This window comes from Rhodopseudomonas sp. AAP120, assembly GCF_001295845.1.
GTDB lineage: Bacteria > Pseudomonadota > Alphaproteobacteria > Rhizobiales > Xanthobacteraceae > Rhodopseudomonas.
Genome location: NZ_LJIC01000011.1, coordinates 66,730 through 89,777, shown reverse-complemented (window position 1 = coordinate 89,777; position 23,048 = coordinate 66,730). Strand labels below are relative to the sequence as shown.

At 66.6% G+C, this 23,048-nt stretch carries 25 protein-coding genes; 16 read left to right on the top strand and 9 right to left on the bottom strand.

The window, feature by feature from the left end; all coding sequences use genetic code 11:
- Window positions 1–2 precede the first annotated feature (2 nt).
- The 9 genes from IP86_RS01430 (at window position 3) to IP86_RS01390 (ending at window position 8,759) form a co-directional block, all read left to right on the top strand.
- Window positions 3–1,496 carry a 6-hydroxynicotinate reductase gene (locus tag IP86_RS01430; protein ID WP_054160779.1) on the top strand — a complete coding sequence of 498 codons (1,494 nt, stop codon included), beginning with the start codon at window positions 3–5 and terminating at the stop codon, window positions 1,494–1,496.
- A 4-nt stretch (window positions 1,497–1,500) separates the two neighbouring features.
- Complete coding sequence (locus tag IP86_RS01425) at window positions 1,501–2,415, top strand: UPF0280 family protein (RefSeq protein ID WP_054160778.1); 915 nt, start codon at window positions 1,501–1,503, stop codon at window positions 2,413–2,415.
- Entirely contained in the window at window positions 2,408–2,992 is a 585-nt protein-coding gene (locus IP86_RS01420) for an amino acid synthesis family protein (protein WP_054160777.1), read from the top strand. Before IP86_RS01425 ends, IP86_RS01420 begins: the two co-directional genes overlap by 8 nt.
- Window positions 2,989–3,573 carry an amino acid synthesis family protein gene (locus IP86_RS01415; RefSeq protein ID WP_054160776.1) on the top strand — a complete coding sequence of 195 codons (585 nt, stop codon included), beginning with the start codon at window positions 2,989–2,991 and terminating at the stop codon, window positions 3,571–3,573. Before IP86_RS01420 ends, IP86_RS01415 begins: the two co-directional genes overlap by 4 nt.
- Before the next feature lie 36 nt (window positions 3,574–3,609).
- On the top strand, window positions 3,610–4,806 hold the full coding sequence (locus IP86_RS01410; protein WP_054160775.1) for an ABC transporter substrate-binding protein: 1,197 nt from the start codon (window positions 3,610–3,612) through the stop codon (window positions 4,804–4,806).
- A gap of 95 nt (window positions 4,807–4,901) precedes the next feature.
- Entirely contained in the window at window positions 4,902–6,794 is a 1,893-nt protein-coding gene (locus IP86_RS01405) for an ABC transporter permease (protein WP_054160774.1), read from the top strand.
- On the top strand, window positions 6,791–7,573 hold the full coding sequence (locus IP86_RS01400) for an ABC transporter ATP-binding protein (RefSeq protein ID WP_054160773.1): 783 nt from the start codon (window positions 6,791–6,793) through the stop codon (window positions 7,571–7,573). The genes IP86_RS01405 and IP86_RS01400 overlap by 4 nt, the downstream gene beginning before the upstream one ends.
- Window positions 7,570–8,274: an ABC transporter ATP-binding protein gene (locus IP86_RS01395; protein WP_054160772.1), complete on the top strand. Its 705-nt coding sequence runs from the start codon at window positions 7,570–7,572 to the stop codon at window positions 8,272–8,274. The genes IP86_RS01400 and IP86_RS01395 overlap by 4 nt, the downstream gene beginning before the upstream one ends.
- Window positions 8,275–8,315: 41 nt before the next feature.
- A complete protein-coding gene (locus tag IP86_RS01390; protein WP_245290502.1) occupies window positions 8,316–8,759 on the top strand; it encodes a MarR family winged helix-turn-helix transcriptional regulator in 444 nt (147 codons plus the stop codon).
- Here IP86_RS01390 and IP86_RS01385 read toward each other — a convergent pair.
- The 9 genes from IP86_RS01385 to IP86_RS01350 all read right to left on the bottom strand — a co-directional run bounded on the left by IP86_RS01385 (window position 8,683) and on the right by IP86_RS01350 (window position 15,553).
- Window positions 8,683–9,594 carry an urease accessory protein UreD gene (locus IP86_RS01385; RefSeq protein WP_245290501.1) on the bottom strand — a complete coding sequence of 304 codons (912 nt, stop codon included), beginning with the start codon at window positions 9,592–9,594 and terminating at the stop codon, window positions 8,683–8,685. The two genes, IP86_RS01390 and IP86_RS01385, sit on opposite strands and share 77 nt — an antisense overlap.
- Window positions 9,591–10,238, bottom strand: a complete 648-nt coding sequence (ureG, locus tag IP86_RS01380; protein ID WP_054160770.1) for an urease accessory protein UreG — start codon at window positions 10,236–10,238, stop codon at window positions 9,591–9,593. The genes IP86_RS01385 and ureG overlap by 4 nt, the downstream gene beginning before the upstream one ends.
- Complete coding sequence (ureC, locus tag IP86_RS01375; protein WP_054160769.1) at window positions 10,235–11,941, bottom strand: urease subunit alpha; 1,707 nt, start codon at window positions 11,939–11,941, stop codon at window positions 10,235–10,237. Before ureC ends, ureG begins: the two co-directional genes overlap by 4 nt.
- Window positions 11,942–11,944: 3 nt before the next feature.
- Window positions 11,945–12,643 (bottom strand): urease subunit beta, encoded by a 699-nt coding sequence (gene ureB / locus IP86_RS01370; RefSeq protein ID WP_054160768.1) that lies wholly within the window; start codon window positions 12,641–12,643, stop codon window positions 11,945–11,947.
- Between the two features lie 15 nt (window positions 12,644–12,658).
- Window positions 12,659–13,339 (bottom strand): urease accessory protein UreF, encoded by a 681-nt coding sequence (locus IP86_RS01365; RefSeq protein ID WP_245290500.1) that lies wholly within the window; start codon window positions 13,337–13,339, stop codon window positions 12,659–12,661.
- A complete protein-coding gene (gene ureE / locus IP86_RS01360; protein WP_054160827.1) occupies window positions 13,329–13,778 on the bottom strand; it encodes an urease accessory protein UreE in 450 nt (149 codons plus the stop codon). The genes IP86_RS01365 and ureE overlap by 11 nt, the downstream gene beginning before the upstream one ends.
- Before the next feature lie 158 nt (window positions 13,779–13,936).
- Entirely contained in the window at window positions 13,937–14,986 is a 1,050-nt protein-coding gene (locus tag IP86_RS01355) for a substrate-binding domain-containing protein (protein WP_054160826.1), read from the bottom strand.
- 210 nt (window positions 14,987–15,196) lie between these two features.
- Window positions 15,197–15,361 (bottom strand): hypothetical protein, encoded by a 165-nt coding sequence (locus tag IP86_RS28415; RefSeq protein ID WP_156332350.1) that lies wholly within the window; start codon window positions 15,359–15,361, stop codon window positions 15,197–15,199.
- Between the two features lie 3 nt (window positions 15,362–15,364).
- Entirely contained in the window at window positions 15,365–15,553 is a 189-nt protein-coding gene (locus IP86_RS01350) for a hypothetical protein (protein ID WP_054160767.1), read from the bottom strand.
- Between the two features lie 597 nt (window positions 15,554–16,150).
- Between IP86_RS01350 and IP86_RS01340 the strand changes: the two genes are divergently transcribed.
- The 7 genes from IP86_RS01340 (at window position 16,151) to IP86_RS01310 (ending at window position 23,045) form a co-directional block, all read left to right on the top strand.
- A complete protein-coding gene (locus IP86_RS01340; RefSeq protein WP_054160765.1) occupies window positions 16,151–17,164 on the top strand; it encodes a zinc-binding dehydrogenase in 1,014 nt (337 codons plus the stop codon).
- On the top strand, window positions 17,161–17,586 hold the full coding sequence (locus IP86_RS01335; RefSeq protein WP_054160764.1) for a PaaI family thioesterase: 426 nt from the start codon (window positions 17,161–17,163) through the stop codon (window positions 17,584–17,586). The genes IP86_RS01340 and IP86_RS01335 overlap by 4 nt, the downstream gene beginning before the upstream one ends.
- A gap of 83 nt (window positions 17,587–17,669) precedes the next feature.
- Window positions 17,670–19,214 (top strand): ABC transporter substrate-binding protein, encoded by a 1,545-nt coding sequence (locus IP86_RS01330; RefSeq protein WP_245290499.1) that lies wholly within the window; start codon window positions 17,670–17,672, stop codon window positions 19,212–19,214.
- Window positions 19,215–19,224: 10 nt separating this feature from the next.
- Window positions 19,225–20,193 (top strand): ABC transporter permease, encoded by a 969-nt coding sequence (locus IP86_RS01325; RefSeq protein ID WP_502693979.1) that lies wholly within the window; start codon window positions 19,225–19,227, stop codon window positions 20,191–20,193.
- The gene (locus tag IP86_RS01320; RefSeq protein ID WP_054160761.1) at window positions 20,190–21,041 is read left to right on the top strand and encodes an ABC transporter permease; all 852 of its coding nucleotides are present in this window, start codon (window positions 20,190–20,192) and stop codon (window positions 21,039–21,041) included. The genes IP86_RS01325 and IP86_RS01320 overlap by 4 nt, the downstream gene beginning before the upstream one ends.
- On the top strand, window positions 21,038–22,045 hold the full coding sequence (locus IP86_RS01315) for an ABC transporter ATP-binding protein (RefSeq protein WP_054160760.1): 1,008 nt from the start codon (window positions 21,038–21,040) through the stop codon (window positions 22,043–22,045). Before IP86_RS01320 ends, IP86_RS01315 begins: the two co-directional genes overlap by 4 nt.
- The gene (locus tag IP86_RS01310) at window positions 22,023–23,045 is read left to right on the top strand and encodes an ABC transporter ATP-binding protein (RefSeq protein ID WP_054160759.1); all 1,023 of its coding nucleotides are present in this window, start codon (window positions 22,023–22,025) and stop codon (window positions 23,043–23,045) included. Before IP86_RS01315 ends, IP86_RS01310 begins: the two co-directional genes overlap by 23 nt.
- Window positions 23,046–23,048: the final 3 nt, after the last annotated feature.

Genomic DNA, 23,048 nt, shown 5'->3' with positions numbered 1-23,048 from the left:
CCATGAGCGACAGCATTCCCGCGGCGCAGGCGCCGAGCGACGACAAGATCCGCTGCGATGCCTGTCCGGTGATGTGCTACATCAAGCCGGGCGCCAGCGGCGCTTGCGATCGCTACGCCAATGCGGGCGGCGAACTGGTCCGCGTCGATCCGCATGTCGTGCTCGACCGCGCGCTGGCGCATGGCGCCGCCGTGGTGCCGTTCCATCGCGACGGCTCGTGGGACGGCACACTGATTTCTCCGCCGGAGACCTTCGTCACCGCGATCGGCGCCGGCACCACCTATCCGGATTACAAGCCCGCGCCGTTCATCGTGTCGTCCGAAGTGGGCGGCGTCGACATGGTGACGGTCGTCACCGAAGGCATCTTCAGCTACTGCGGCGTCAAGGTGAAGATCGACACCGACCGCTTCCTCGGCCCCGAGCAGGCGACGGTGCGGGCCGGCGGCGAAGCGGTCGGCCACGTCACGACGTCGGAATACGGCTCGCAGATGCTGTCGCTGGGCGGCGTGCATCACCTCACCGGCGGCAGCAAGAAGGAGGGCCGCATCACCTGCGAGGCGCTGCTCGATCTGTGCAACGGCAAGCCGGTCGAACTGACGATCGACGGCGGCTCGACCGTGGTGGTGCAGGCCGGCAAGGCGCCGATCGTCAACGGCGTGATGGAAGAGCGGATGCGCGTCGGCTGCGGCTCGGCGACGATCGGCATGTTCGCCAAACAGTGGCTCGGCCTGGTCGACGACGTCGTGGTGGTGGACGATCACATCACCGGCGTGCTGTCCGAACATCAGGCCGGCAAGGTTCTGGGCATTCCCGACACCGGCATCAAGATCAAGGGACGGCGCTCGACGCCGGGCCGTTACTTCCAGGTCGCCGAGCCCGGCACCGGCTGGGGCGGCACCAACATTTCCGATCCGCTGTCGATCCTCGGCCCGTTCGACCGCAAGGTCGCCTGGCCCGGGCTGCGGCTGTATTTCATCTCGACCACCGGCGAGCACGCCGCTTACTTCGAACTCGACGACGAGCTGATCCCGCGCGAGAAGGAGATGCCGGCGGAGCTGGCGATGCTGTCGCAGCGCGTGAAGGACAATTGCGAGCCGGCGCTGTCGACGGTGCTATTCATGGCGGGCGCTGGCGGTTCGCTGCGTGCCGGCGTCACGGAAAATCCGGTGCGGCTGACCAATTCGGTGAAGGACGCGCTGACTTACGTCACCTGCGGCGGCGCGCCGGTCTATGTCTATCCGGGCGGCGGCATCACCATCATGGTCGACGTCACCAAGATGCCGGAAAACGCCTTCGGCTACGTGCCGACGCCGGCGCTGGTGGCGCCGATCGAGTTCACGCTGCGGCTGTCGGACTATCAGGAACTCGGCGGCCACATGGCGGAAGTTCGCCCGGTATCGTCGATCACACTCGACGACGGCCGGCGTCCGGTCGCGCCGCATGCGGACAATCCGTGGCCGCTCGCGCCCAACGCCGTCAAACGTTACTTCGGCTGATCGCATGGCCGCCCCGCAACCCATCTCGCCGGTTCGAGGACGGCCCATCCAGGCGGCGCTGCTGGCCAATGGCCGCCGCCTGCATCTGCAGGACGGCCCGATCGACCTGATCATCGAGGCGACCGGCGAACCGGAAGCGGTGCGCCACGCCTATGACGCCGCGGCGCGGCGCTTCACCGGGCTACTCGACGCGCTGTGTGCAGAACTCTCGGCGCTGCGTGCGCCGGCCGGCGGCAACGCGCCAGCGCTGGTGCACCCGGTCGCGCAGCGCATGGCCGCGGCGGTCGCTCCGTTCGCTGACGCGATGTTCATCACGCCAATGGCGGCAGTCGCCGGCGCGGTGGCCGACGAGGTGCTGAAGGTGCTGGTCTGCCCCGGCATCACCCGCGCCTATGTCAACAATGGCGGCGACATCGCGCTGCATCTGGCGCAGGGCGCGAGCTACACGGTCGGCCTGGTCGATCGTCCCGACCAGCCGCGGCTGATCGGCTCGGCCGAAATCACCGCGGATAGTCCGGTGCGCGGCGTCGCGACCAGCGGCTGGCGCGGGCGCAGCTTCTCGCTCGGCATCGCCGACGCGGTGACGATTTTGGCACCGACCGCCGCGATGGCGGATGCGGCCGCTACCGTTGTTGCCAACGCGGTCGATCTGCCGGAGCATCCGGGCGTCGTTCGCGGCGCTGCGCGCGACATTCAGCCCGACAACGATCTCGGCGATCGCCGCGTCACACGCGACGTGCCGATGTTGTCGGCTGCCGAACGCATGCAGGCGCTGTCCGCCGGCCTCACTGTGGCGCGCGACCTGATGTCGCGCGGATTGATCTCGTCCGCGGCGCTGCATTTGCAGGGCGAGACCGTCAGCACCGGCGATGCCGCATTCCTTTCCTCGCACTCACAACAAGAGCAAACCGATGCCTGAGGTCAAAGTCCGCAAGAAGCTGCTGATCACCGAGGAGGTCTTCCACGAAGGCGGCCCGGTGGCGGCGACGCCGCGCAAGCGCGGCGCCATCATCGCGGTGATCGAGAACCCGTTCGCCGGCCGCTACGAGCCGGAGATCGCCGGCTTCATGGACGATCTGACGCCGCTCGGCGTCGCGCTGGCCGGCGAACTGCTGCAGGCGCTCGGCGGCGACGCCAAGGCGATCGACGGCTACGGCAAGGGTGCGATCGTCGGCGCCAACGGCGAACTCGAGCACGGCGCGCTGTGGCACGTGCCGGGCGGCTATGCGATGCGCGAAATTCTCGGCGACGCCAAGGCGATCGTGCCCTCGACCAAGAAGGTCGGCGGTCCGGGCACCAAGCTCGACGTGCCGATCACGCACGTCAACGCCTCCTACGTGCGCAGCCATTTCGACGCGATGGAAGTCGGCGTCACAGACGCGCCGAAGGCCAACGAGATCGCGCTGGTGCTGGTGATGAGCTGCGGCCCGCGTGTGCATGCGCGCGTCGGCGGGCTCAAAGCCGAAGATATCAAGGGCGAGGACGGGTTGCGATGAGCGCCAAGATCCGCAAGATCGTCGTCGTCGTCGAAGAGACGCTGACCGAAATGGGCCGGCCAGTGACCCCGGCCACCCGCCGCGCCGCCGCGATCGCGGTGATCGAGAACCCTTTCGCCGGCCGCTATGTCGAGGATCTGTCCGAACTGATCGCGATCGGCGAAGAGCTCGGCGGACTTCTGACTGAAAAGACCGTGGCGGCGCTCGGCATCGAGGGCAGCAAGGCGGAGAGCTACGGCAAGGCCGCTTTGGTCGGCGAGAACGGCGAACTCGAACACGCCGCCGCGCTGCTGCATCCGAAGATGGGCGCGCCGGTGCGCAAGGTGCTGGGCAAAGGCGCGGCGCTGATCCCGTCGTCGAAGCGTCGCGGCGGGCTGGGCGCCGAACTCGACATCCCGCTCGGCCACAAGGACGCCGCCTTCGTGCGCAGCCATTTCGACGGCATGCAGGTGAGCGTCGGCGATGCGCCGCGCGCCAATGAAATCGTCGTCGCCGTGGCGGTGACGGATTCCGGCCGCCCGCTGCCGCGGGTCGGCGGCTTGACCACCGCCGAGATCAAGGGCGAAGACGGACTACGCTGAACCAGGCTGAGTATCACCAGAAGAGGGCAAGAGCGTATGAAGCAGATAGCACGACTGGCACTGACGGCATTGTTGTTGACGTCCGGGGCGGCCTACGCCCAGCAGGGCGAGATCAAGGTGGGCGAGATCAACTCCTACTCGTCCCTGCCCGGCTTCACCGAGCCGTATCGCAAGGGCCTCGAGCTCGCCGTCAAGCAGATCAACGATGCCGGCGGCATCAAGGGCAAGAAGCTGGTCGTCATCACCAAGGACGACGGGGGCAAACCCGGCGACGCATTGACCGCCGCCAACGAGCTGGTGTCGCGCGACGGCGTGGTGATGATCGCCGGCGGCTTCCTCTCCAATATCGGCCTGGCGCTGTCCGACTTCGCCAAGCAGAAGAAAGTGCTGTACATCGCCGCCGAGCCGCTGACCGACGCCATCGTCTGGTCGAAGGGCAACGACTACACCTTCCGGCTGCGCGCTTCGAACCACATGCAGGCCTCGATGCTGGCCGAAGAAGCCGCCAAGCTGCCGGCCAAGAAGTGGGCGACGATCGCGCCGAACTACGAATACGGCCAGTCCTTCGTCGCCGCGTTCAAGGAGATCCTCACCAAGAAGCGGCCCGACGTCGAATTCGTCGCCGAGCAGTGGCCGCCGCTGGGCAAGATCGACGCCGGCCCGGTGCTGCAGGCGATCGACGCCGCCAAGCCCGACGCCATCCTCAACGCCACCTTCGCCGGCGACCTGGTGAAGCTGGTGCGTGAAGGCAACACCCGCGGCGTGTTCAAGGATCGCGTCGTGGTGTCCTACCTCACCGGCGAACCGGAATATCTCGACCCGCTGAAGACCGAGACGCCGGAGGGCTGGATCGTCACCGGCTATCCCTGGTATTCGATCGACACACCGGAGCACAAAGCCTTCCTCGACGCCTATCAGGCGGCCAACAAGGACTATCCGCGGCTCGGCTCGGTGGTCGGCTATTCGACGGTGAAGAGCATCGCCGCGGTGCTGAACGCCGCCGACGATACGTCGACCGAGAGCCTGGCCAAGGCGATGAAGAACCTCAAGGTCGACACCCCGTTCGGCCCGGTGGTGTACCGCGCCGGCGACCATCAGTCGACGATGGGCGCCTTCGTCGGCAAGACCACCCAGAAGGACGGCAAGGGCATCATGGTCGATGTCAAGTTCAAGAAGGGCGAAGACTATCTGCCGCCCGAGGCCGAAGCCGCCAAGCTGCGTCCGGCGAACTGAGCTGACTCCATCTTCAGCCAATCGCCGCCGCTGATCTCAGCGGCGGCGTCTTCCCCAAGCTTCGACGACTGCAAACCCGAACGAAAGGCGCCGCCGTGGAACTGATTGTGGTCCAGGCTCTCAGTGGTCTCGCCAGCGCCGCGTCGCTGTTCCTGGTGGCGTCGGGTCTGTCGATCATCTTCGGCGTCACCCGCATCGTGAACTTCGCGCACGGCGCGTTCTACATGCTGGGCGCCTATATGGCGTTCACGCTGACCGATCGCTTCAGCGGCGCATTCGGCTTCTGGGGCGGGCTGCTTCTCGCCAGCCTGATCGTCGCGGCGCTCGGCGCGCTGATGGAGATGGTGCTGCTGCGCCGGATCTATCAGGCGCCCGAATTATTCCAGCTGCTCGCCACGTTCGGCGTGACGCTGATGGTGCAGGATCTCGTGGTGCTGATCTGGGGCCCGGACGACCTGATGGGTCCGCGCGCGCCCGGCTTCAGCGGGGCGTTCAGCCTGTTCGGCCGGCTGGTCCCCACCTATGACCTGTTGCTGATCGTGCTCGGCCCTACGGTGCTCGGCCTGCTCTGGCTGCTGTTCCACCGCACCCGCTGGGGCGTGCTGGTGCGCGCCGCGACGCAGGACCGCGACATGGTCGCCTGCCTCGGCGTCAATCAGAAATGGCTGTTCACCAGCGTATTCGCGCTCGGCGTGTTCCTCGCCGCGCTTGGCGGCGCACTGCAGATCCCGCGCACCACGGTGACTCATGCGATGGACCTGTCGATCATCGTCGAGGTGTTCGTCGTGGTGGTGATCGGCGGGCTCGGTTCGGTGACCGGCGCGTTCATCGCCGCCGTGCTGGTCTCCGAGCTGAACGCGCTCGGCATCTTGGTGCTGCCGAAGATTTCGCTGATCGCCGTGTTCCTGGTGATGGCGGTGGTGCTGGTGGTGCGGCCCTACGGGCTGCTCGGCAAGGCGGAGCGCGGCACGCGGTCCAGTACGGGCATTTCGTTCCGGCCATGGAAGCCGATGACGTTGCTGGAGCGCGGCGGCGTCGCCGCGCTGGTCGTGATCGCGGCGCTGCTGCCGCTGTTCGCCGGCAACTATCTGCTCAGCGTCGGCTCCGAAATCCTGGTGTTCGTGCTGTTTGCCGCCAGCCTGCACTTCATGATGACGGTCGGCGGCCTCGCCTCGTTCGGCCACGCCGCGTATTTCGGCCTTGGCGCTTACGGCGCGGCGTTCGCGGTGAAGTTTCTCGGCGCGCCGATGGAGCTGGCGCTGCTCGTCGGCCCGGCGTTTGGTCTGATGGGCGCGCTGGTCGCCGGCTGGTTCTGCGTGCGGCTGTCGGGCGTGTACTTCGCGATGCTGACGCTGGCCTTCGCACAGATCATCTGGTCGGTGGCGTTCCAGTGGGTCGAGGTCACCGGCGGTGACAATGGCATCCTGGGAATCTGGCCGTCGGCCTGGGCCTCCAGCCCGCGCGGCTTCTTCTGGCTGACGCTCGGCGTCGCCGTGGTCGGCGTTGCGATGCTGCGCATGCTGGTGTTCTCGCCCTACGGCTTCGGCCTGCGCGCCACGCGCGACAACACGCTGCGCGCCGACGCCATCGGCATCGACCGCAAGTCGACGCAGTGGGCGGCGCTGATCGTCGCCGGCACCTTCGCGGGCGTCGCCGGCGCGCTGTTCGCCTTCCTCAAGGGTTCGGTGTTTCCAGAATCGCTCGCCATCCCGATCTCGGTCGACGGCCTGGTGATGGTGCTGCTCGGCGGCATCGAGACGGTGTCGGGCGCGGTGATCGGCGCCATCGTCTACAAGGCGCTGGCGATCTGGCTGATGAGCCAGACCGATCTCTCCAAGCTGGTGCTCGGCGCCATCATCGTGCTGCTGGTCGTCGCCGCCCCGAAGGGCATCGTCGGCTTCATCGAGGACTGGCGCCACCGCGGACCGCGACCGAAGAACGGCAAACCCGATGCCCTCGCCGTCGCCAAGATGGAGGCCGCGGAATGACCACGCTGCTCGAAGTCAAAGGCCTGGTGAAGTCCTACGCGGGCGTTCACGCCGTGCGCGACGTCAGCTTCACGGTGAACGCCGGCGAGATCCTCGCGCTGATCGGACCCAACGGCGCCGGCAAGAGCACCTGCTTCAACATGCTCAACGGCCAGATCAAGCCCGACGCCGGCTCGATCCGGCTCGCCGGTGAAGAAATCGTCGGACTGCCGCCGCGCACGGTGTGGCGCCGCGGCGTCGGCCGCACCTTCCAGATCACCGCGACCTTCGCGTCGATGACGGTGCGCGAGAATGTGCAGGTGGCGCTGCTGTCGTTTCATCACCGGCTGTGGTCGCTGATCGGCTACGCCGGCGCGCAGCATCGCGCCGAGGCCGATGAGCTGCTCGCGCTGGTCGGCATGACCGAACAGGCCGAGCGGCCGTGTGGCGAACTCGCCTACGGCGACCTCAAGCGGCTCGAGCTTGCGATCGCGCTCGCCAACCAGCCGCGGCTGTTGCTGATGGACGAGCCGACCGCCGGCATGGCGCCGAAGGAACGCGTCGAGCTGATGCGGCTGACCGCCGGCATTGCGCGGGCCAAGAACATCGGTGTGCTGTTCACCGAGCACGACATGGACGTGGTGTTCGAACACGCCGACGAGGTGATGGTGCTGAACCGCGGCCAGTTGATCGCGCGCGGCACGCCGCAGCAGGTCCGCCAGGACCGTCAGGTGCAGGCGATCTATCTCGGCGAAGGCCTGCTCTACGATGCCAAGCACCGCGCGGAGGCGCTGACATGAAGCTCGAAGTCTCCGACCTCAACAGCCATTACGGCCCGGCGCATATTCTGTTCGACGTCGGCTTCGCGGTCGGCGAAGGCGAAGTCGTCGCCATGCTGGGCCGCAACGGCGCCGGCAAGAGCACCAGCTTCCGCTCGGTCGTGGGCCTGGTGCAGCGGCGCAGCGGCAAGGTGACGTTCGAGGGCGAGGACATCTCGCGGCTGCCGTCCTACGAGATCGTGCGCCGCGGCCTCGGCTACGTGCCGGAAGATCGCCGCATCTTCACCGAGCTGACGGTCGAGGAGAACTTCGAGGTCGGCAAGCAGAAGCCGCGCCCCGGCGTCGCGGAGTGGACGCCGGACCGGATCTACAAGCTGTTTCCCAATCTTGGCGAGATGCGCAAGCGGCTCGGCGGCGACATGAGCGGCGGTGAGCAGCAGATGCTCAGCATCGGCCGCACGCTGATGGGCAACCCGTCGCTGGTGCTACTCGACGAGCCGTCCGAAGGCCTCGCCCCGAAGATCGTCGAGCAGATGGCCGATGCCATCCTGGCGATGAAGCGCGAGGGGCTCGGTATCATCATTTCGGAGCAGAACCTGCATTTCGCCAAGCTGATCTGCGACCGCGCCTATATCATCGAGAAGGGCCGCATCCGCTTTTCCGGCACGATCGACGAACTCGAGGCGCATCCGGAAATCCGCGACGCGTATCTGGCGGTGTGAGCAGAGCAGCGGTGGCTACAGTTTAGGGTAAAGACAAAGTGTTGGACAAGCCACGCCGCAAGGCCAAGAGCGCCCCATCCTATCTGCTCGACGCGCAGGTCGGCTTCACGCTACGCCAGGTGCTGCAGCGTCATGCGACGATTTTCGTCAGCCGCATGGGCGAAGATCTGACGATGACGCAATGGGCCGCGCTGGCGAAGCTGTTCGAGAAAGGTCCCTGCTCGCAAAACCTGCTCGGCCGCGCCACCGCAATGGACGCGGCGACGATCAAGGGCGTGGTCGAACGATTAGTGAAGCGCGGCCTGGTCGAGACCGCCGCCGATCCGGAAGACGGCCGCCGGCTGGTGGTGTCGCTGACGCCGGACGGCAAGGTGCTGACGGAGCGCTCGATCCCGGTGGCGCACGACGTCACCAAGGAGACGCTGTCGCCGCTGACGAAGGACGAGCGCGCGCAGTTTCTGGCGCTGCTGGAGCGACTGAAGTAATCACCATCGCCGGCCGCGCCGCGCGATCGGGCGGAAGCGTCAGGCGATACACCTGCTTGATGCGCGCGAACGCCGCGCGCACCGGCCTGAGATCCGGCGCGGCGATCCGGACCACGAGCCCGGCTTGTTCCGGCATCACGCTGGCGGCGCCGTACACGTCCGGCGTGTCGCTCAGCGCCGCTGTGAGCTGTTGCTGCACGGCGCCAAGGTCGACCTCCGGCGTCGGCATCAGATAGGCAGATGCAAAGGCGCGCGCCCCGCGAAAGACTTTATGAGCGGGGCGCAGCAACCGCGCGCGATCGATCAGCACCGGATCGCCGCCCGACCTGCACACGCGCACCACCGACTCCAGCTCGCGAAAAATCTGCGGCGCACCGTCCGGCGCATGCATGGTGAAGGCATCGACCACCAGTGCGCTCGCATCCCAGGCGCAATCGATGTCGAGCTGCTGCGACAGCGCGGCGTCGGGAAATAGGATGCGCGGCTCGGGCAGATATTCGAGGCTGGCACCGCGCGCGACCTGCAGCGACACGATTTCGCTCGCGCGCGCCGCCGTGTCGGCGCGATGCACCGAGGTGGCGCCCTGGTTGGTCAGCGACACCGCGGTGTCTGCGCCAAGGTCGAGCCGCTGCACAAGACGGTCTTCGCCGTGCAGCGCGCCGCTGCCGGTCTGCACGATCAGGCTCAGGCGATCCGGCCGGTCCGCATCGAGATAGAAGCCGCGCGTCAGCACGAAGGGCCAGGCGAACAGCCGCCGGTCGATCACGGTGCGGCCGCCCCGGCGGACGAAGCTCAGATCGAGCAGCGCGTTGCTTTTGGTCGCCGCTGGAGTCACGACCTGAACAGCACCTCGCGCTCGAGCAGATCGACGATGCCGTCGATCCCCTCGCCGCGCCGGCAATTGGTCAGATGCACGGGGCGCTGATCGCGGACCTTCAGCGCCTCCTGATGCATCCGTTCCAGATCGACGCCGACATGCGGCGCGAGATCGACCTTGTTGATCACCAGGAGGTCGGCCCGGATCACGCCGGGGCCGCGCTTGCGCGGAATATCATCGCCGCCGGCGACGTCGATCACGAACATCCAGAAATCGGTGAGGTCGCGCGAAAAGGTCGAAGCGAGATTGTCGCCGCCGCTTTCCAGCAGGATCAGCTCGACGCCGGGGAAGCGCCGCTCCAGCTCATCGGCAGCTTCGATGTTGAGCGTGGGATCTTCGCGGATCACCGTGTGCGGACACGCCCCCGCCTCGACCGCCGAGACGCGCGCCGGATCGATCAGTCCGGAGCGGCGGATGCGTTCGGCGTCTTCGGCGGTGACCAGATCGTTGGTGATCACCGCGATGTCGATGCCGCGCGCCAGCAGCGCCGGGATCAGGCGCTCCACCAGCGCCGTCTTGCCGGAGCCGACCGGACCGCCGATGCCGACGCGCGCGGCGGTCGCGACCGCGGCCATGGCGCCGCCGAGCGAGAGCCGGCTCATCGCAGCATGAACCGGCGTGCGAGCGGCACCCTGGTCGCGGGCTCGCACATGAGTAACTTTCCGTCGGCCCGCACCTCGAAGGTCTGCGGATCGACGTCGACATGCGGCATCGCGGCGTTGCGGATCATGTCGGTCTTGCGCAGCTTGCGCACGTTCTTGATCTGCACCGACTTGCGATCGAGCCCGAGCTTGCGGCGAACATCCGCATCCATTGCGAGCTTCGACATGAAGTTGACGCCGAGCTGCTGCGGCGCCGCGCCGAGCGCGCCCCACATCCGTTTCTGGATCATCGGCTCGGACAGGCCGAGGCTGCCATTGCCGTCGCCCATCGCGGCCCAGACCACGAAGCCGTTCTTGATCACCATGTAAGGCTTGAGCCCGAAGGATGCGCGCGGCCACAGCACCAGATCCGCCATCTTGCCGACCTCGATCGAGCCGACCTCGTGGTCGATGCCGACCGCGATCGCCGGATTGATCGTCAGCTTGGCGACGTAGCGTTTGATGCGCTCGTTGTCGGCCCGCGCGGTGGTCTCCTCCGGCAGACGGCCGATGCGATCCTTCATCACGCTGGCGAGCTGCCAGCATTTGGCGACGTTCTCGGCGAGCCGGCCCATGCCCTGGGTGTCGGTGCCGAAGATCGAGATCGCGCCCATGTCGTGCAGGAAGTCTTCCGCCGCCATCGATTGCGCGCGCACCCGCGCCTCGCCGAACATCACGTCCTCGGGCGCGTTGTAGTTGAGCTGATGACAGATCATCGTCATCGGCACGCCCTCCTCCATGCCATAGGAGGTGTAGGGGTTGGTCGGGTTGGTGGAGGACGGGATCACATTGTCCCACGACACCACTTTGAGCAGATCCGGTGCGTGGCCGCCGCCGGCGCCCTCGACGTGATACATGTGGATGGTGCGGCCATCGACGGCCGCCATGGTGTCTTCGCAGAAGCCGTATTCGTTGATCGAGTCGGTGTGCAGATGCACCGCGAAATCATTGCGGTCCGCCGCCACCAGACTCTGGTCGATCACCGCCGGCGCGGCGCCGAAGTCCTCGTGGATCTTCACCGACATGCCGCCGGACGCGACCGCCTCTTCGACCGCTTCCGGATTGGAGCCGCCGCGGCCGAACAGCGCGTAGTTCAGCGGCGAGAATTCAATCGCGCGCAGGAAATTGCCGAAGGTCGCCGCCGCGCCGCTGCCGACGTCGAACACCGGACCCGAGCCGTTGCCGACGAGCGTGGTGGTGCCGCCGGACAGCGCGTGGTCGGATTGCTCGGGCGAGATCAGATGCGCGTGGGACTCGATCGCCCCCGCGGTGACGATGAACGGGCCGCCGGCGATCGGCGCGGTGGTGTGGCCGACGATCATGTCGGGATGCACGTCCGGCATCACGTCGGGATTGCCGGCCTTGCCGATGCCGACGATGCGGCCGTCGCGGATGCCGATATCGGCCTTGATGATGCCGGCGACGGCGTCGACGATCGTGGCGTTCTTGATCACCACGTCGAGGATCTTGTGCGACGAGGTGAGGTCGCCGTTGACGCCTTCGCCGTCGCGCAGATTCTTGCCGGCGCCGACGAGGAGTTCGTGCCCGTAGGTGGTGTAGTCGTGCTCGATCTCGGCGAGCAGGCTGGTGTCGGCGAGCCGCACCAGGTCGCCCTTGGTCGGGCCGTAGAGCTCGCCATAGGCGCGGCGGGTGAGGACGGCCATGGCTCAGGCTCCCAGATAGCCGCGGGCGCAGGCGCGTTCGAGCGCGGCGTCTTTGGCGGTGGGTTCGTCGAGCGGCCCGTTCACCAGCCCGGCCTGGCCGCGCACCACGCGATCGCCGGCGATCGGCACCAGCCGCACCGACTTCACCACGCCGGGCTCGAAGCGAATGCCGGCGCCGGCAGGCCGGTCCACCTTCATGCCCCACGCGGCCGCACGATCGAACCGCAGCGCGCGATTGACCTCGAAGAAATGGGTGTGGCTGCGGACCTGGACGTCGCGGTCGCCGGTGTTGACGACATCGAGCGTGATCGCCGGCAGATCGGCGAAGCTCTCGATGTCGTCGCCGCCGGCGATGATCTCGCCGGGCACCAGGCTGTCGGTGATCTCGGCTTCGCCCGGCCCGATCGGCTCGAACAGCGCCATCACTTTGGTGCCTTCGGCGAACAGGCATTCGATGTAGATCAGCGGGATCATCTGCGCGACGCCGGGCTCGACATCGTCCGTCGTCAGCAGCCGGCCGGCCATATCGCGGATCTCCGCATAAGGCAGATCGCGGCGCGCCGCGGTCATCACCTCGTCGGTGAGATAGGCCACCGCCTCCGGATGGCTGAGCTTGATGCCGAGCGACATGTTCCGCCGCGCCATCTGCGCGGCGTTGAAGATCACCAGGCGATCCATCTCGGTCGGCGACAGGTTCATCATGCGAAAGTCACCTCGTCAGGTCGTGAACATGCGGATGTGCCGAAGCGGCCCGCGCGCGATGGCGATGTCGATGAAGGGCGTGAAGCTCGCCGGTTCCGCATCGGCGGGCGGCGTGTCGGCGAGCAATTCGGTCAGAAGCGTACGCGCGGCGGACTGGCTGCGCTGCGCGTCGATGTGGCCGATCAGTCCGAGCCGCACCGCGGCGCTGACCAGCCCGGTGATCAGCGTCCAGCCGGACATCAGTTCGGCGGCGTCGAGGCTGAACCCGGCGTCGCGCGCCACGACGGCCTGCACGATCGGCAGATGGCCGAGCCGCGAATCCGACGCCACCACCTGCCGATACGACAACGACAGCGCACCGTCGAGCTTGCCCCAGACGCCGAGCAGCGCGCGGCCGGCGCGGCGCGAGCCTTCGCGCATTTCCGCCGCCGCCGTGCCGGTTTCAGCGATGCGATCGACGGCCGCGATCGCCTCACAACTGTCCGCCGCGAAGGCGCGCCGCAGCAGGATGCGATCCATCGTGGCCCAACGCCGCGCGAGCTGATCGGCGATCACCTCGTCCAGTTCGCTGCGGCCGCCGAGCAGGCCGTCGGCCATCAGGCCTTCGAGGCCCCAGGAGAATGCGAAGCCGCCGGCCGGATAGGCGCTGTCGCCGAGTTGCAGCAGCGCCAGCGTCTGCGCGCGATCAAACAGCATCGCGCTCGACCACTTCGCCCGACTCCAGCAGCGGCCTGATCCGCGCCCGATAGCTCTCGGCCGGACCATCCAGCAGCACGATCAGCTCATCGCCCTCGAAGCGGACACGCCAATGCAGGTTGCCGGCGTTCCAGCCGAGCTTCAGTGCCGCGGCTTGATCGGCCGGCTTCAGCCGCATCTGCGCCTGCTCGCCGAAGCGCGCGACGATCGCGCGGTCGTGCTCCAGGAACAGCACGGCGCCGTCGACCAGTTGCTCGTCGCGGTCGAGGCTCACGGCGCAATCGGTGCCGCGATCGGTCATCAACCGGAAGCGTTTGCGGCCGGCGTCCGAGGGCGGCACGAACAACAGTTCGATGCCGCCGTGATGCTCGACATGATGCAGGCGGGCCGCGCAGGCCGCATCGTCGGATCGCCCGATGATGCCATGGAGCCGCAGCATCTCGAAAATCTCCCGTGCGGGTTGGAAGTCGGGCCGGCATTCCTCGAAGCGTTCGCGCGTGCGAAACGTCCGAGACACGCGTCGCGGCATTGCGGGGAACACCCTGCTGGATGCGCGACAGCTCGTATTTAAGACGGCAATATTTGAAAAGGCAAGCTTCAGCGCCAGTCGATGATCGAGAAGTCGTAGCCCTCGACCTGCGCGAGATAGACCGGGTGACGGCCGCCGACCACCGACTGCGCCTGATCGCCTCGCGCGGTGCGTTGCTGCAGCGTCCGGCCGTAATGCCGGGCGAGCTTGCGGGCGTCGAGGCTGGCGGCCTCTTCGATCAGGGCGGCGAGCGAGTAGATGCCCTCGTAACAGGATTCGCCGAACGCATTCGCCGGCGGCGGATGGTCGCCGAAAGCGGTGTGGTAGCGCTCCAGGAACGCCCCGTTGTTGCGCGAGCGGATCGAGGAAAAATAGCTCGACGCCGCGTACAGATTTTCCGTCTCGCTCGGCTCCAGCCCATAGGCCACGGTCTCGTCGACTGCGGACGAAAACCGCAGCACGCGCGAACTCAGCCCGGCCGCACAGAACGCGCGGTTGAAGGCGATGCAGTCGAAGCCGAGAAAATACGGCAGCACCGCATCCGACCGCGTCGTCTTGATACGGTCCAAAATCTCGTCGAAGTCGTGCTCGCCGATCGGCAGATAGCACTCGCCGGTGACCGCTCCGCCGCAGCGGGCAATCAACGCACGGGCGATCTGCAGACAGCCGCGCGGCCACACGTAGTCGCTGCCGCACAGGAAGAAGCGCCGGGCCTGCTTCACCTCCGACAGCCAGTGGATCGCGGGGCCGAGCAGCTCGTCGGCGGTCTCGCCGGTCGCCATCACCTTCTGCGACGGCGACAGCCCCTCGAACTGGGGCGTGTAGATGAACGGGACGCGATCACGCGCTGCTTCGGCGACGCGATCCCGCGCGAAACTCGGCACCATGCCGACGATGCCGTCGACGCCGTCGATCTCGATCGCATCACGGGCGGCCCGGCCCGCGCTTTCGCCGGTCTCGCCGGCGTTGACGATGCGCAGGTCGATGTGACGCCGCAGCAGACCGGAGCCCCGATTGATCTCGTCGACGGCGAGACGGCCACAGGCTTCGGCCGACGGCGCCCACAGCCCGGCCGCACCGGTCTGCGGGATCAGCAAGCAAATTCGGACACTTCCCAAGCGCGGCATCTCCATGAAGGCGAGATGCACACTCACGAATCATGCCAAGTCGGAATCGAGCGTCCAAGCCGGCCCGTCCGGCCCAAGGCGATCACGACGCAGGCCGATTGCCCGATTTTACGCCAGCGGAGCAGCGGAATCAGACCAATCTTTGCGCAGGTCTTATGGCGGCGGGCGGCGCACGGCGCTCGCCCCGTCGCGCGTGATGATTCACAGCGCCGCTGCGCTCGCCTGCGTCGCCGCCACTGTCGCAACCAAGAGCGCGATGAAGACGGCGCTCCGCCAGTTCCAAGCGACAGACAGCAGCATCAACCCGATCAGCGCCCAAGGCAGCCCGGCGACGATGTCAGCCGATCGCAGCGCAGTGTCGGTCATGCGTCACCGCGAACGGGAATCCTGGCGCAGCGATCGAAGGAGGCGCAGTTCTCCGATCAACCGCTGCACCAGCAGGGCGAACAACACCATGCCGAGCAGCAGCGAAACGGCCCATGTGAGTTGCCAGCCATGTTCGATACTCATCAGCCAGAACGACACCGATGCCCAGATCGCAACCGACAAGAACAACATCGCGAACCTCATCAAGTACGCGTGGGAGCGAGGCAGCCCGGCTGAGACGCCCCGCTGCTGTCGCGTCGACTGAGCACGCAACCGCGGGCCGAACGTCGCGTTCCTATCCGTGGTGGACGATCAGCGATCGCGCCGTCGCAGGGTCGTGAAGTCGCCCCCGCGACGCGACGTCGCGATGCGGACCAGATGTCACGTCGATGCCGAGGCGTTTTCCTCCGGGCCATCGCGCGGCGGCATCGCCGCGCGCCGGGATGGAGCCGGAGATCGAGCTCTTCACATTTGCCGAGACCGACAAGGAGGCCGGACACGATCGCCTGCTCCAGCAGATCGAGCCGGTCCTGCCCAGAACGGCTCGCCCCGGTAGACATAGAAGTAATCATATGGCGATCAGCAATCGGAATCGCCGTTGCGCACACGCGCCCCCGCATCGTGGTGCGGAAAAGAGAACGAGCGTCATCAATATGGACACTCAACGAGAATACGACTGATTGTTTGGGCGCCAGATTGAGACACCATTCTATTGATCCGGCGGTAAAACTCGACGCACACTGTCGCGACATTTTCGATTAGTTCAGCGACATGGGAGAAATCGAGTCAATGCGTGCCGTCGTCTTACGGGAGCATGGTGGACCTGAAAAACTGATCTATGAAGACGATTATCCCACTCCCAAGATAGGCGATGGTGATGTTCTTCTCAGGGTTCGTGCGTCATCCATCAACTACCATGATGTCTTCACCCGCCGGGGCATGCCCGGCATCAAGGTGCCGTTGCCCGTTGTCGTCGGACTCGATGTCGTCGGCGAGATCGCGGAGGTCGGACCCGACGTCAACGATTGGAAGATCGGCGATCGCGTTCTGGTCGACCCGATCAATCGGGTCGAAGGCGGGCTGATGGGTGAGACGGTGGACGGCGGACTCGCCGAGTTCTGCCGTGCCCGTGCACACCAGTTGATCCGGATTCCCGACAACGTGTCGTTCGAGCAGGCGGCTGCCCTGCCGGTCGCCTACGGCACCGCGCTGCGCATGATGAAGACAATCGGCAAGATCAAGGCCGGCGAGAAGGTGCTGATTCTAGGCGCCAGCGGCGGCGTTGGCGTCTGCTGCGTCCAACTCGCCAAGCTCGCTGGCGCCTATGTGATCGCGGCCGCCGGTTCCGAGGAAAAGGCGCGCCGCCTCGAAGAACTCGGCGCGGACGAAACGATCCTCTACACGCGCGATGATTTCCTGAAGGTGATCTACGAGCGTCACGGCAAGCCGCACCGCCGCCGCTTCGTCGAGGGTGGCGGCGTCGACGTCGTCGTCAATTTCACCGGCGGCGACACCTGGGTGAAATCGCTGCGCGCCTTGCGGCTCGGCGGCCGTCTCCTCACCTGCGGTGCCACTGCCGGTTACGCGCCGCAGGAGGACATTCGATTCATCTGGACGTTCGAGCTTCAGATCCTCGGCTCGAACGGCTGGGAGCCCGACGACATTCGCGAGCTGTTCCAGCTGGTCGGCGACGGCAAGCTCAAAGTGCTGATCGACCATGCCTACCCGCTCGAGCAAGGCGCGCTCGCAGTCCAGGCGGTGGAGGATCGCGCGGTGTTCGGCAAAGTCGTGGTGACGCCATGACGGCGCCGCTCGACGCCGAGCAGATCCAGCAGAAATTCGATGCGTCGCCGTTCAATTCCTGGCTGGGGCTGAAGGTCGTCTCGCTGGACCTGCCCAAGCAGGAAATCACGGTCCGCACCGAGATGCGGCCGGAATTCGAACGTGGCACGGGGACCAGCCAGTGGCACGGCGGCGCCATCGCGGCGGTAATCGACACCGTCGGGGATTTTGCGCTCGCGGCCTTGGCAGGCCGCGGCCTGCCGACGATCAACTTTCGCGTCGACTACCTGCGGCCGGCGATCAAGACGGCGCTGATCAGCGTCGGGCGTGTTCGCAGAAGCGGCAAGAGCGTCGGCGTCGCTGACGTCGATGTGTTCGACGAGAACGGCACGCTGCTGGCGGTCGGGCGCGGCACCTACTCGACACTGCCGAGCGCCGGCTGACCGCACATCGATCAAATACGGGGACGACTATGACCGGACTTACTCGGAGACATCTTCTTCTGGCGGCGGCAGGCAGCGCGCTCGTGCCCAGCTTGATCGGCCGCGCCTCAGCTGAAACGCCCAAGCGCGGCGGCACGCTGGTCGCGACCTGGGGAGGTCTCGAACCGCAAGCGCTGTTCGTGCCGCCCGGCGGCGGATCGAGCCCCTACTTCACCTCCACCAAGGTGCTGGAGCGGCTGCTGGCGCTGTCCGACGATCTGCAGTTCAAGCCCGTGCTGGCGACCTCCGTCACACCCTCCGCGGACTTCACAAGCTACACGATCAAGCTCCGTGACGGCGTCGTCTGGCACGACGGCAAGCCGCTCACCGCGGACGACATCGTTTTCAGCGCGCTGTCGTATTGGAAGCCGATCTCGGCGGGCGCCGCACTCGACGCGCTCGCGGGCGCCAAGGCGACCGACCAGACGACGGCTGTGCTCGACTTCAAGGCACCTGTGCCGGAATTCTTCCTCAAATCCATCCTGGCCGGCAAAGGCGCTTTGGTGATTCCGAAGCACGTCTACGACGGCAGCAATATTCTCACCAATCCCATCAACAACGCGCCGATCGGCACCGGCCCATTCAAGGTCAAGGAATGGGTGCGCGGCAGCCACGTCGAATTCGTGCGCAATGAAACCTATTGGGACGCCGGCAAGCCGTATTTGGATCGGCTGATCATCCGCTGGTGGCGCGATCCCGCGTCGCGCTCGGCGGCGTTCGAGGCCGGACAGCTCGACCTCGCCGTCTTCAACGCGGTGCCGCCGCCGGACATCCCACGCCTCGTGCAGGGCGGCAAGTTCGTCGCGGAAACCAAGGGTTATGCCAACTCCGCTTGGCTTACCACGCTGGAGTTCAATCAGCGCCGCGACATCGTTTCGAAGCCGGAGGTCCGGCGGGCCCTGCATCACGCCATCGACCGCAGCTTCATCGCCGATACGATCTTCTTCGGCCGCGCCAAGCCATCGGTCGGCGCCATCCATGCCTCGAACAAGATCTTCTTCACCTCCGACGTGCCGAGCTATCCGTTCGATCCGAAGAAGGCCGGCGCTTTGCTCGACGCGGCCGGCTATCCGGTCAAGAAGGGATCGCGTTTCTCGATCAGCCTGGTGTCGGCCGGCTGGTTCGAAGAGAACGTCAAGATCGGCCAATACGTCAAGCAGGCTCTGGAAGACGTCGACATCAAGGTCGAGCTCTCCGTCCCGGATCGCGCGACGTCGCTGAAGCGGATTTACACCGACTACGATTACGACGTTGCGATCTCCAACAACTCCGGCTCGATCGAGCTTCTGCCGACGACGACCCAATTCTACACCACGGACGGCATCGTGAAGGGAGCCGCGTTCCGGAACGCGACCGGCTACTCGAACCCGCAAGTCGACGCCCTCGTCGCCGACATCGCTCGCGAGACCGATCCGGAACGTCGTGTCGGCCTGGTCCACGCCTTCGACAAGCTGGTGACCACCGAGGCGCCGATCCTGCCGCTGGTCGATCTCGAGCCCGTCACCATCGCGCGCGCCGACGTGCGAGACCACTCGCTGGCCGCCGACTTCATGGGCGAGTCGTGGTCCGGCGTCTGGCTGGCCCGGTAGGATGCGTCGGGTGCGGCGGCTGGCCAAAACGCTCGGAGAGATCGCCGCGCTGGTGCTCGGGGTGATCGTGCTCAACTTCGTGTTGATCCGGCTCGCGCCGGGGACGCTGTTCGACGTGATGACCTCCGAGCAGCAGATCATCGATCCGGCGATGCTCGAGAAGCTGCGCAATCTCTACGGCTTCGACGACCCCGCCTATATCCAACTCGCCAAATACATCTGGTCGGTGCTGCGATTCGATTTCGGCTTCTCCTATCGGCAGAACGCGCCGGTGCTGGACGTCATCCTCGAACAGCTGCCGGCGACGCTGCTGTTGATGCTGGCGGCGATCTCGATCGCCGTCGTGCTCGGCACCACCGCCGGCGCGATTGCCGCCGCCAAGGTGAATACGATCTGGGACAATCTGATTTCGTTTGCCGCGGTGTTCTTCTTCGCCGCGCCGAGCTTCTGGCTCGGTCTGATGATGACGATCCTGTTCGCGGTGAAGCTGGGATGGCTTCCGGTCGGCGGCATGACCTCGATCGGGGTCGACCAATCCTGGCTGGCTGCCAGCCTCGACGTGCTGCGCCACCTCACGCTGCCGGCGCTGTCACTCGGGTTGTTCTATGCCGCGACCTACGCGCGGGTGATGCGCGCGTCGATGCTCGAAGTCGCGCGGCTCGACTTTGTACGCGCGGCGCAGGCCAAGGGTCTGTCGCGCACCCGGGTCATCCTGGCGCACGTGGTGCGCAATGCGCTGCTGCCCGTCGTCACCCTGCTCGGGCTCCAGCTCGGCACCGTGCTCGGCGGCAGCGTGGTGGTCGAGGCCGTGTTCAGCTGGCCCGGGATCGGCAGCCTGCTGTTTGATTCCGTGATGAGCCGGAACTACCCGGTCGTTCTCGGCATCCTCATTCTCGGCGCGCTGGTCGTGGCGCTCGCGAACGCAGCCGTCGACCTGATCTACACCCGGCTCGATCCGCGCATCCGGACAGCACGATGATGCGCGCCTCTGCTTCGCTCGACTTCATCCGCAACTTCAGCCGCAACCGGGCGGCGGTTGCGGGCCTGATCATCGTCGTCGCCGTGGTGGCGATCGCCGCGCTGGCGCCGCTGCTGTTTCCGCGCAACCCGCTGCGCATCGTGGCGCGTCCGGAAATCTGGCCGTTCATCAATCCCTCCTATCCGCTCGGGACGGATTCGCTTGGCCGTGACATCGCCGCGATGATCGCCCATGGCGCCCGGACCACGCTGGCGATCAGCCTGTTCGCATCGATCACCGCCACGGTGATCGGCGTGTCGGTCGGCGCGACGGCCGCCTATTTCGGCGGATGGGCCGATCGCGTGCTGATGCGGATCACCGAATTATTCCAGACCGTGCCGGCCCTGATCTTCGTTCTGACGATCGTGGTGATCCTCGGGCAGCGGATCGAGAACGTCGTCATCGCCGTCGGGCTCGTCACCTGGACCTCGATCGCGCGGCTGACGCGGGCCGAATTCCTGACGCTGCGCGAGCGCGAGTTCGTGCTGGCCTGCCGGACCATGGGCATGTCCAACTGGCGCATCATCCTCGGCGAGATCCTTCCCAATGCGCTGCCGCCGATCGTGGTGCTGTCCTCGCTCTCGGTGGCCGGCGCGATCCTTTACGAGTCGGCCGTTTCGTTCCTGGGGCTGGGCGATCCGAATATCGCGAGCTGGGGACGGCTGATCGGCGACGGGCGCAGCCTGATCCGGACGTCCTGGTACATCTGCGCGATCCCCGGCGCGACCATCATGATCACGGTGCTGGCGCTCAATCTCGTCGGCGACGGCCTCAACGACGCGCTCAACCCGAAACTGCGTGACCGATGACGAACGATCCCCTCCTCCGCGTCGACGGATTGTCGGTTTCGCTGTTCACGCGCGCGGGCGTGATGCAGGCGGTCGACAATCTGTCGTTCGACCTCCGTGCGGGAGAAACGCTGGCGATCGTCGGTGAATCCGGATGCGGCAAATCGCTGACGGCGCTGGCGCTGATGCGGCTGCTCCCGACGCCGCCGGCGCGCATCGTCGCCGGCCGGATCGACCTCGGCGGCCTCGACCTGGCGACGCTGCCTGAAGCACGGATGCGCAAGGTGCGCGGCCGTGAGATCGGCATGATTTTTCAGGACCCGCTCGGCGCGCTCGATCCGGTGATGTCGATTGGCCGGCAGCTGACCGAGGCGATCTGCGCCCACACGCCGCTCTCGCGCCGCGACGCCGAGACACGCGCGGTCGAGCTGCTCGACCGCGTCAGCGTGCCGGACGCACGCCGCCGGCTCGACGAATATCCGCATATGCTGTCGGGTGGCATGCGGCAGCGGGTGATGATCGCGATGGCGATCGCCTGTTCGCCGAAGGTGCTGATCGCCGACGAGCCGACCACCGCGCTCGACGTCACGGTTCAGGCCCAGGTCATCGAGCTGCTGAAGGAGCTGCAGCAATCGCTCGGCACCGCGCTCATCCTGATCACGCACGATCTCGGCGTGGTCGCGGAGATCGCCGACCGCGTGCTGGTGATGTATGCCGGCCGCCCCGTCGAACAGGGGCCCGCGGCTGATCTGTTCGAAGATCCGCAGCATCCCTACACCAGAGGGCTGCTGAGTTCGACGCTTGGTCTCGGCCGGCGGCATGGCGACTTCCTTCCGGAGATCGGCGGCACCGTCCCGTCGCTCGCGGAGCTGCCGCCGGGCTGCGCGTTCTCCAACCGCTGCTCGGAGGTTCGCGACATCTGCCTGACGTCGCCGCCGCCGCTTCGTTCGTTGTCGCCGTCGCGCAGCGCGGCCTGCTTCGTTGCCGAGGAGGACGCACGCCGTGTCGCTACTCAGCGTTCGTGATCTGGTGGTCCGCTACGAGAGTTCGCACGGCCGGCTGTCGGCGGTGTCGGGCGTGTCGTTCGATATCGAGCCCGGCGAAACCGTCGGGCTTGTCGGCGAGTCCGGCTGCGGAAAGTCATCGCTCGCCAAAGCCATCATGCAATTGGCGCCCATCTCCGAAGGCGCGATCGCCTTCGAGGGGCGTGACTTTGATACGATCCAGCGCCATGAGCGCGCGGAGTTTCGCCGCAAGATCCAGATGATCTTTCAGGATCCGTACGGTTCGCTCAACCCGCGCCACGATGTGCTCACCATCATTCGTCAGCCGTTGTTGATCGCCGGTTGGCGGCGCGCGGAGGCCAATGATCGCGCGCTCAATCTGATGGATCAGGTCGGGCTGCCGCGGCAGGCGGCGACGCGCTACCCGCACGAGTTTTCCGGCGGACAGCGGCAGCGCATCGGGATCGCCCGGGCACTTGCACTGGAGCCGCAGCTCGTCGTCTGCGACGAGCCGGTGTCGGCCTTGGATGTCTCGGTGCGAGCCCAGATCATCAATCTGCTGACGCGTCTGCAGCGCGGCCGCGAGATCGCGTTCCTGTTCATCTCGCACGATCTCAGCGTGATCGAGCACGTCGCCCAGCGGGTGCTGGTGATGTATCTCGGCCGGATCGTCGAGGCGGGCCCGGTCGAGACGGTGTGGCGCTCAGCCGCCCATCCCTACACCCGCGCGCTGCTGGCCAGTGCGCCGATCGCCGACCCGCGCTCAGCCCGCCGACGCATCCGCAAGCCGATCGAGGGCGAACTTCCGAGCCCGTACCATCCTCCGTCCGGCTGCGTGTTCGTGACGCGATGTCCGTTTGCCCAGGATCGCTGCCGTCATCAGCAGCCACAGCTCCGGCCGAAGACCGAGGGTCACTCGGTCGCCTGTCATTTCGACCTGCCGCCGCTGGTGCACCCGGTCCCCGAACCGATCGTGGCGGGTGCCGTCGTCAGACCTCTGCACACAGCCCTCAAAGGATGAACG

What these genes read in the sequence shown, in the direction of transcription:
- IP86_RS01430 (WP_054160779.1), top strand. Translation starts at nt 3, where the DNA reads ATGAGCGACAGCATTCCCGCGGCGCAGGCGCCGAGCGACGACAAGATC.
- IP86_RS01425 (WP_054160778.1), top strand. Translation starts at nt 1,501, where the DNA reads ATGGCCGCCCCGCAACCCATCTCGCCGGTTCGAGGACGGCCCATCCAG.
- IP86_RS01420 (WP_054160777.1), top strand. Translation starts at nt 2,408, where the DNA reads ATGCCTGAGGTCAAAGTCCGCAAGAAGCTGCTGATCACCGAGGAGGTC.
- IP86_RS01415 (WP_054160776.1), top strand. Translation starts at nt 2,989, where the DNA reads ATGAGCGCCAAGATCCGCAAGATCGTCGTCGTCGTCGAAGAGACGCTG.
- IP86_RS01410 (WP_054160775.1), top strand. Translation starts at nt 3,610, where the DNA reads ATGAAGCAGATAGCACGACTGGCACTGACGGCATTGTTGTTGACGTCC.
- IP86_RS01400 (WP_054160773.1), top strand. Translation starts at nt 6,791, where the DNA reads ATGACCACGCTGCTCGAAGTCAAAGGCCTGGTGAAGTCCTACGCGGGC.
- IP86_RS01395 (WP_054160772.1), top strand. Translation starts at nt 7,570, where the DNA reads ATGAAGCTCGAAGTCTCCGACCTCAACAGCCATTACGGCCCGGCGCAT.
- ureG (WP_054160770.1), bottom strand. Translation starts at nt 10,238, where the DNA reads ATGAGCCGGCTCTCGCTCGGCGGCGCCATGGCCGCGGTCGCGACCGCC.
- ureC (WP_054160769.1), bottom strand. Translation starts at nt 11,941, where the DNA reads ATGGCCGTCCTCACCCGCCGCGCCTATGGCGAGCTCTACGGCCCGACC.
- ureB (WP_054160768.1), bottom strand. Translation starts at nt 12,643, where the DNA reads ATGATGAACCTGTCGCCGACCGAGATGGATCGCCTGGTGATCTTCAAC.
- IP86_RS01365 (WP_245290500.1), bottom strand. Translation starts at nt 13,339, where the DNA reads ATGCTGTTTGATCGCGCGCAGACGCTGGCGCTGCTGCAACTCGGCGAC.
- ureE (WP_054160827.1), bottom strand. Translation starts at nt 13,778, where the DNA reads ATGCTGCGGCTCCATGGCATCATCGGGCGATCCGACGATGCGGCCTGC.
- IP86_RS28415 (WP_156332350.1), bottom strand. Translation starts at nt 15,361, where the DNA reads ATGACCGACACTGCGCTGCGATCGGCTGACATCGTCGCCGGGCTGCCT.
- IP86_RS01350 (WP_054160767.1), bottom strand. Translation starts at nt 15,553, where the DNA reads ATGTTGTTCTTGTCGGTTGCGATCTGGGCATCGGTGTCGTTCTGGCTG.
- IP86_RS01340 (WP_054160765.1), top strand. Translation starts at nt 16,151, where the DNA reads ATGCGTGCCGTCGTCTTACGGGAGCATGGTGGACCTGAAAAACTGATC.
- IP86_RS01335 (WP_054160764.1), top strand. Translation starts at nt 17,161, where the DNA reads ATGACGGCGCCGCTCGACGCCGAGCAGATCCAGCAGAAATTCGATGCG.
- IP86_RS01320 (WP_054160761.1), top strand. Translation starts at nt 20,190, where the DNA reads ATGATGCGCGCCTCTGCTTCGCTCGACTTCATCCGCAACTTCAGCCGC.
- IP86_RS01315 (WP_054160760.1), top strand. Translation starts at nt 21,038, where the DNA reads ATGACGAACGATCCCCTCCTCCGCGTCGACGGATTGTCGGTTTCGCTG.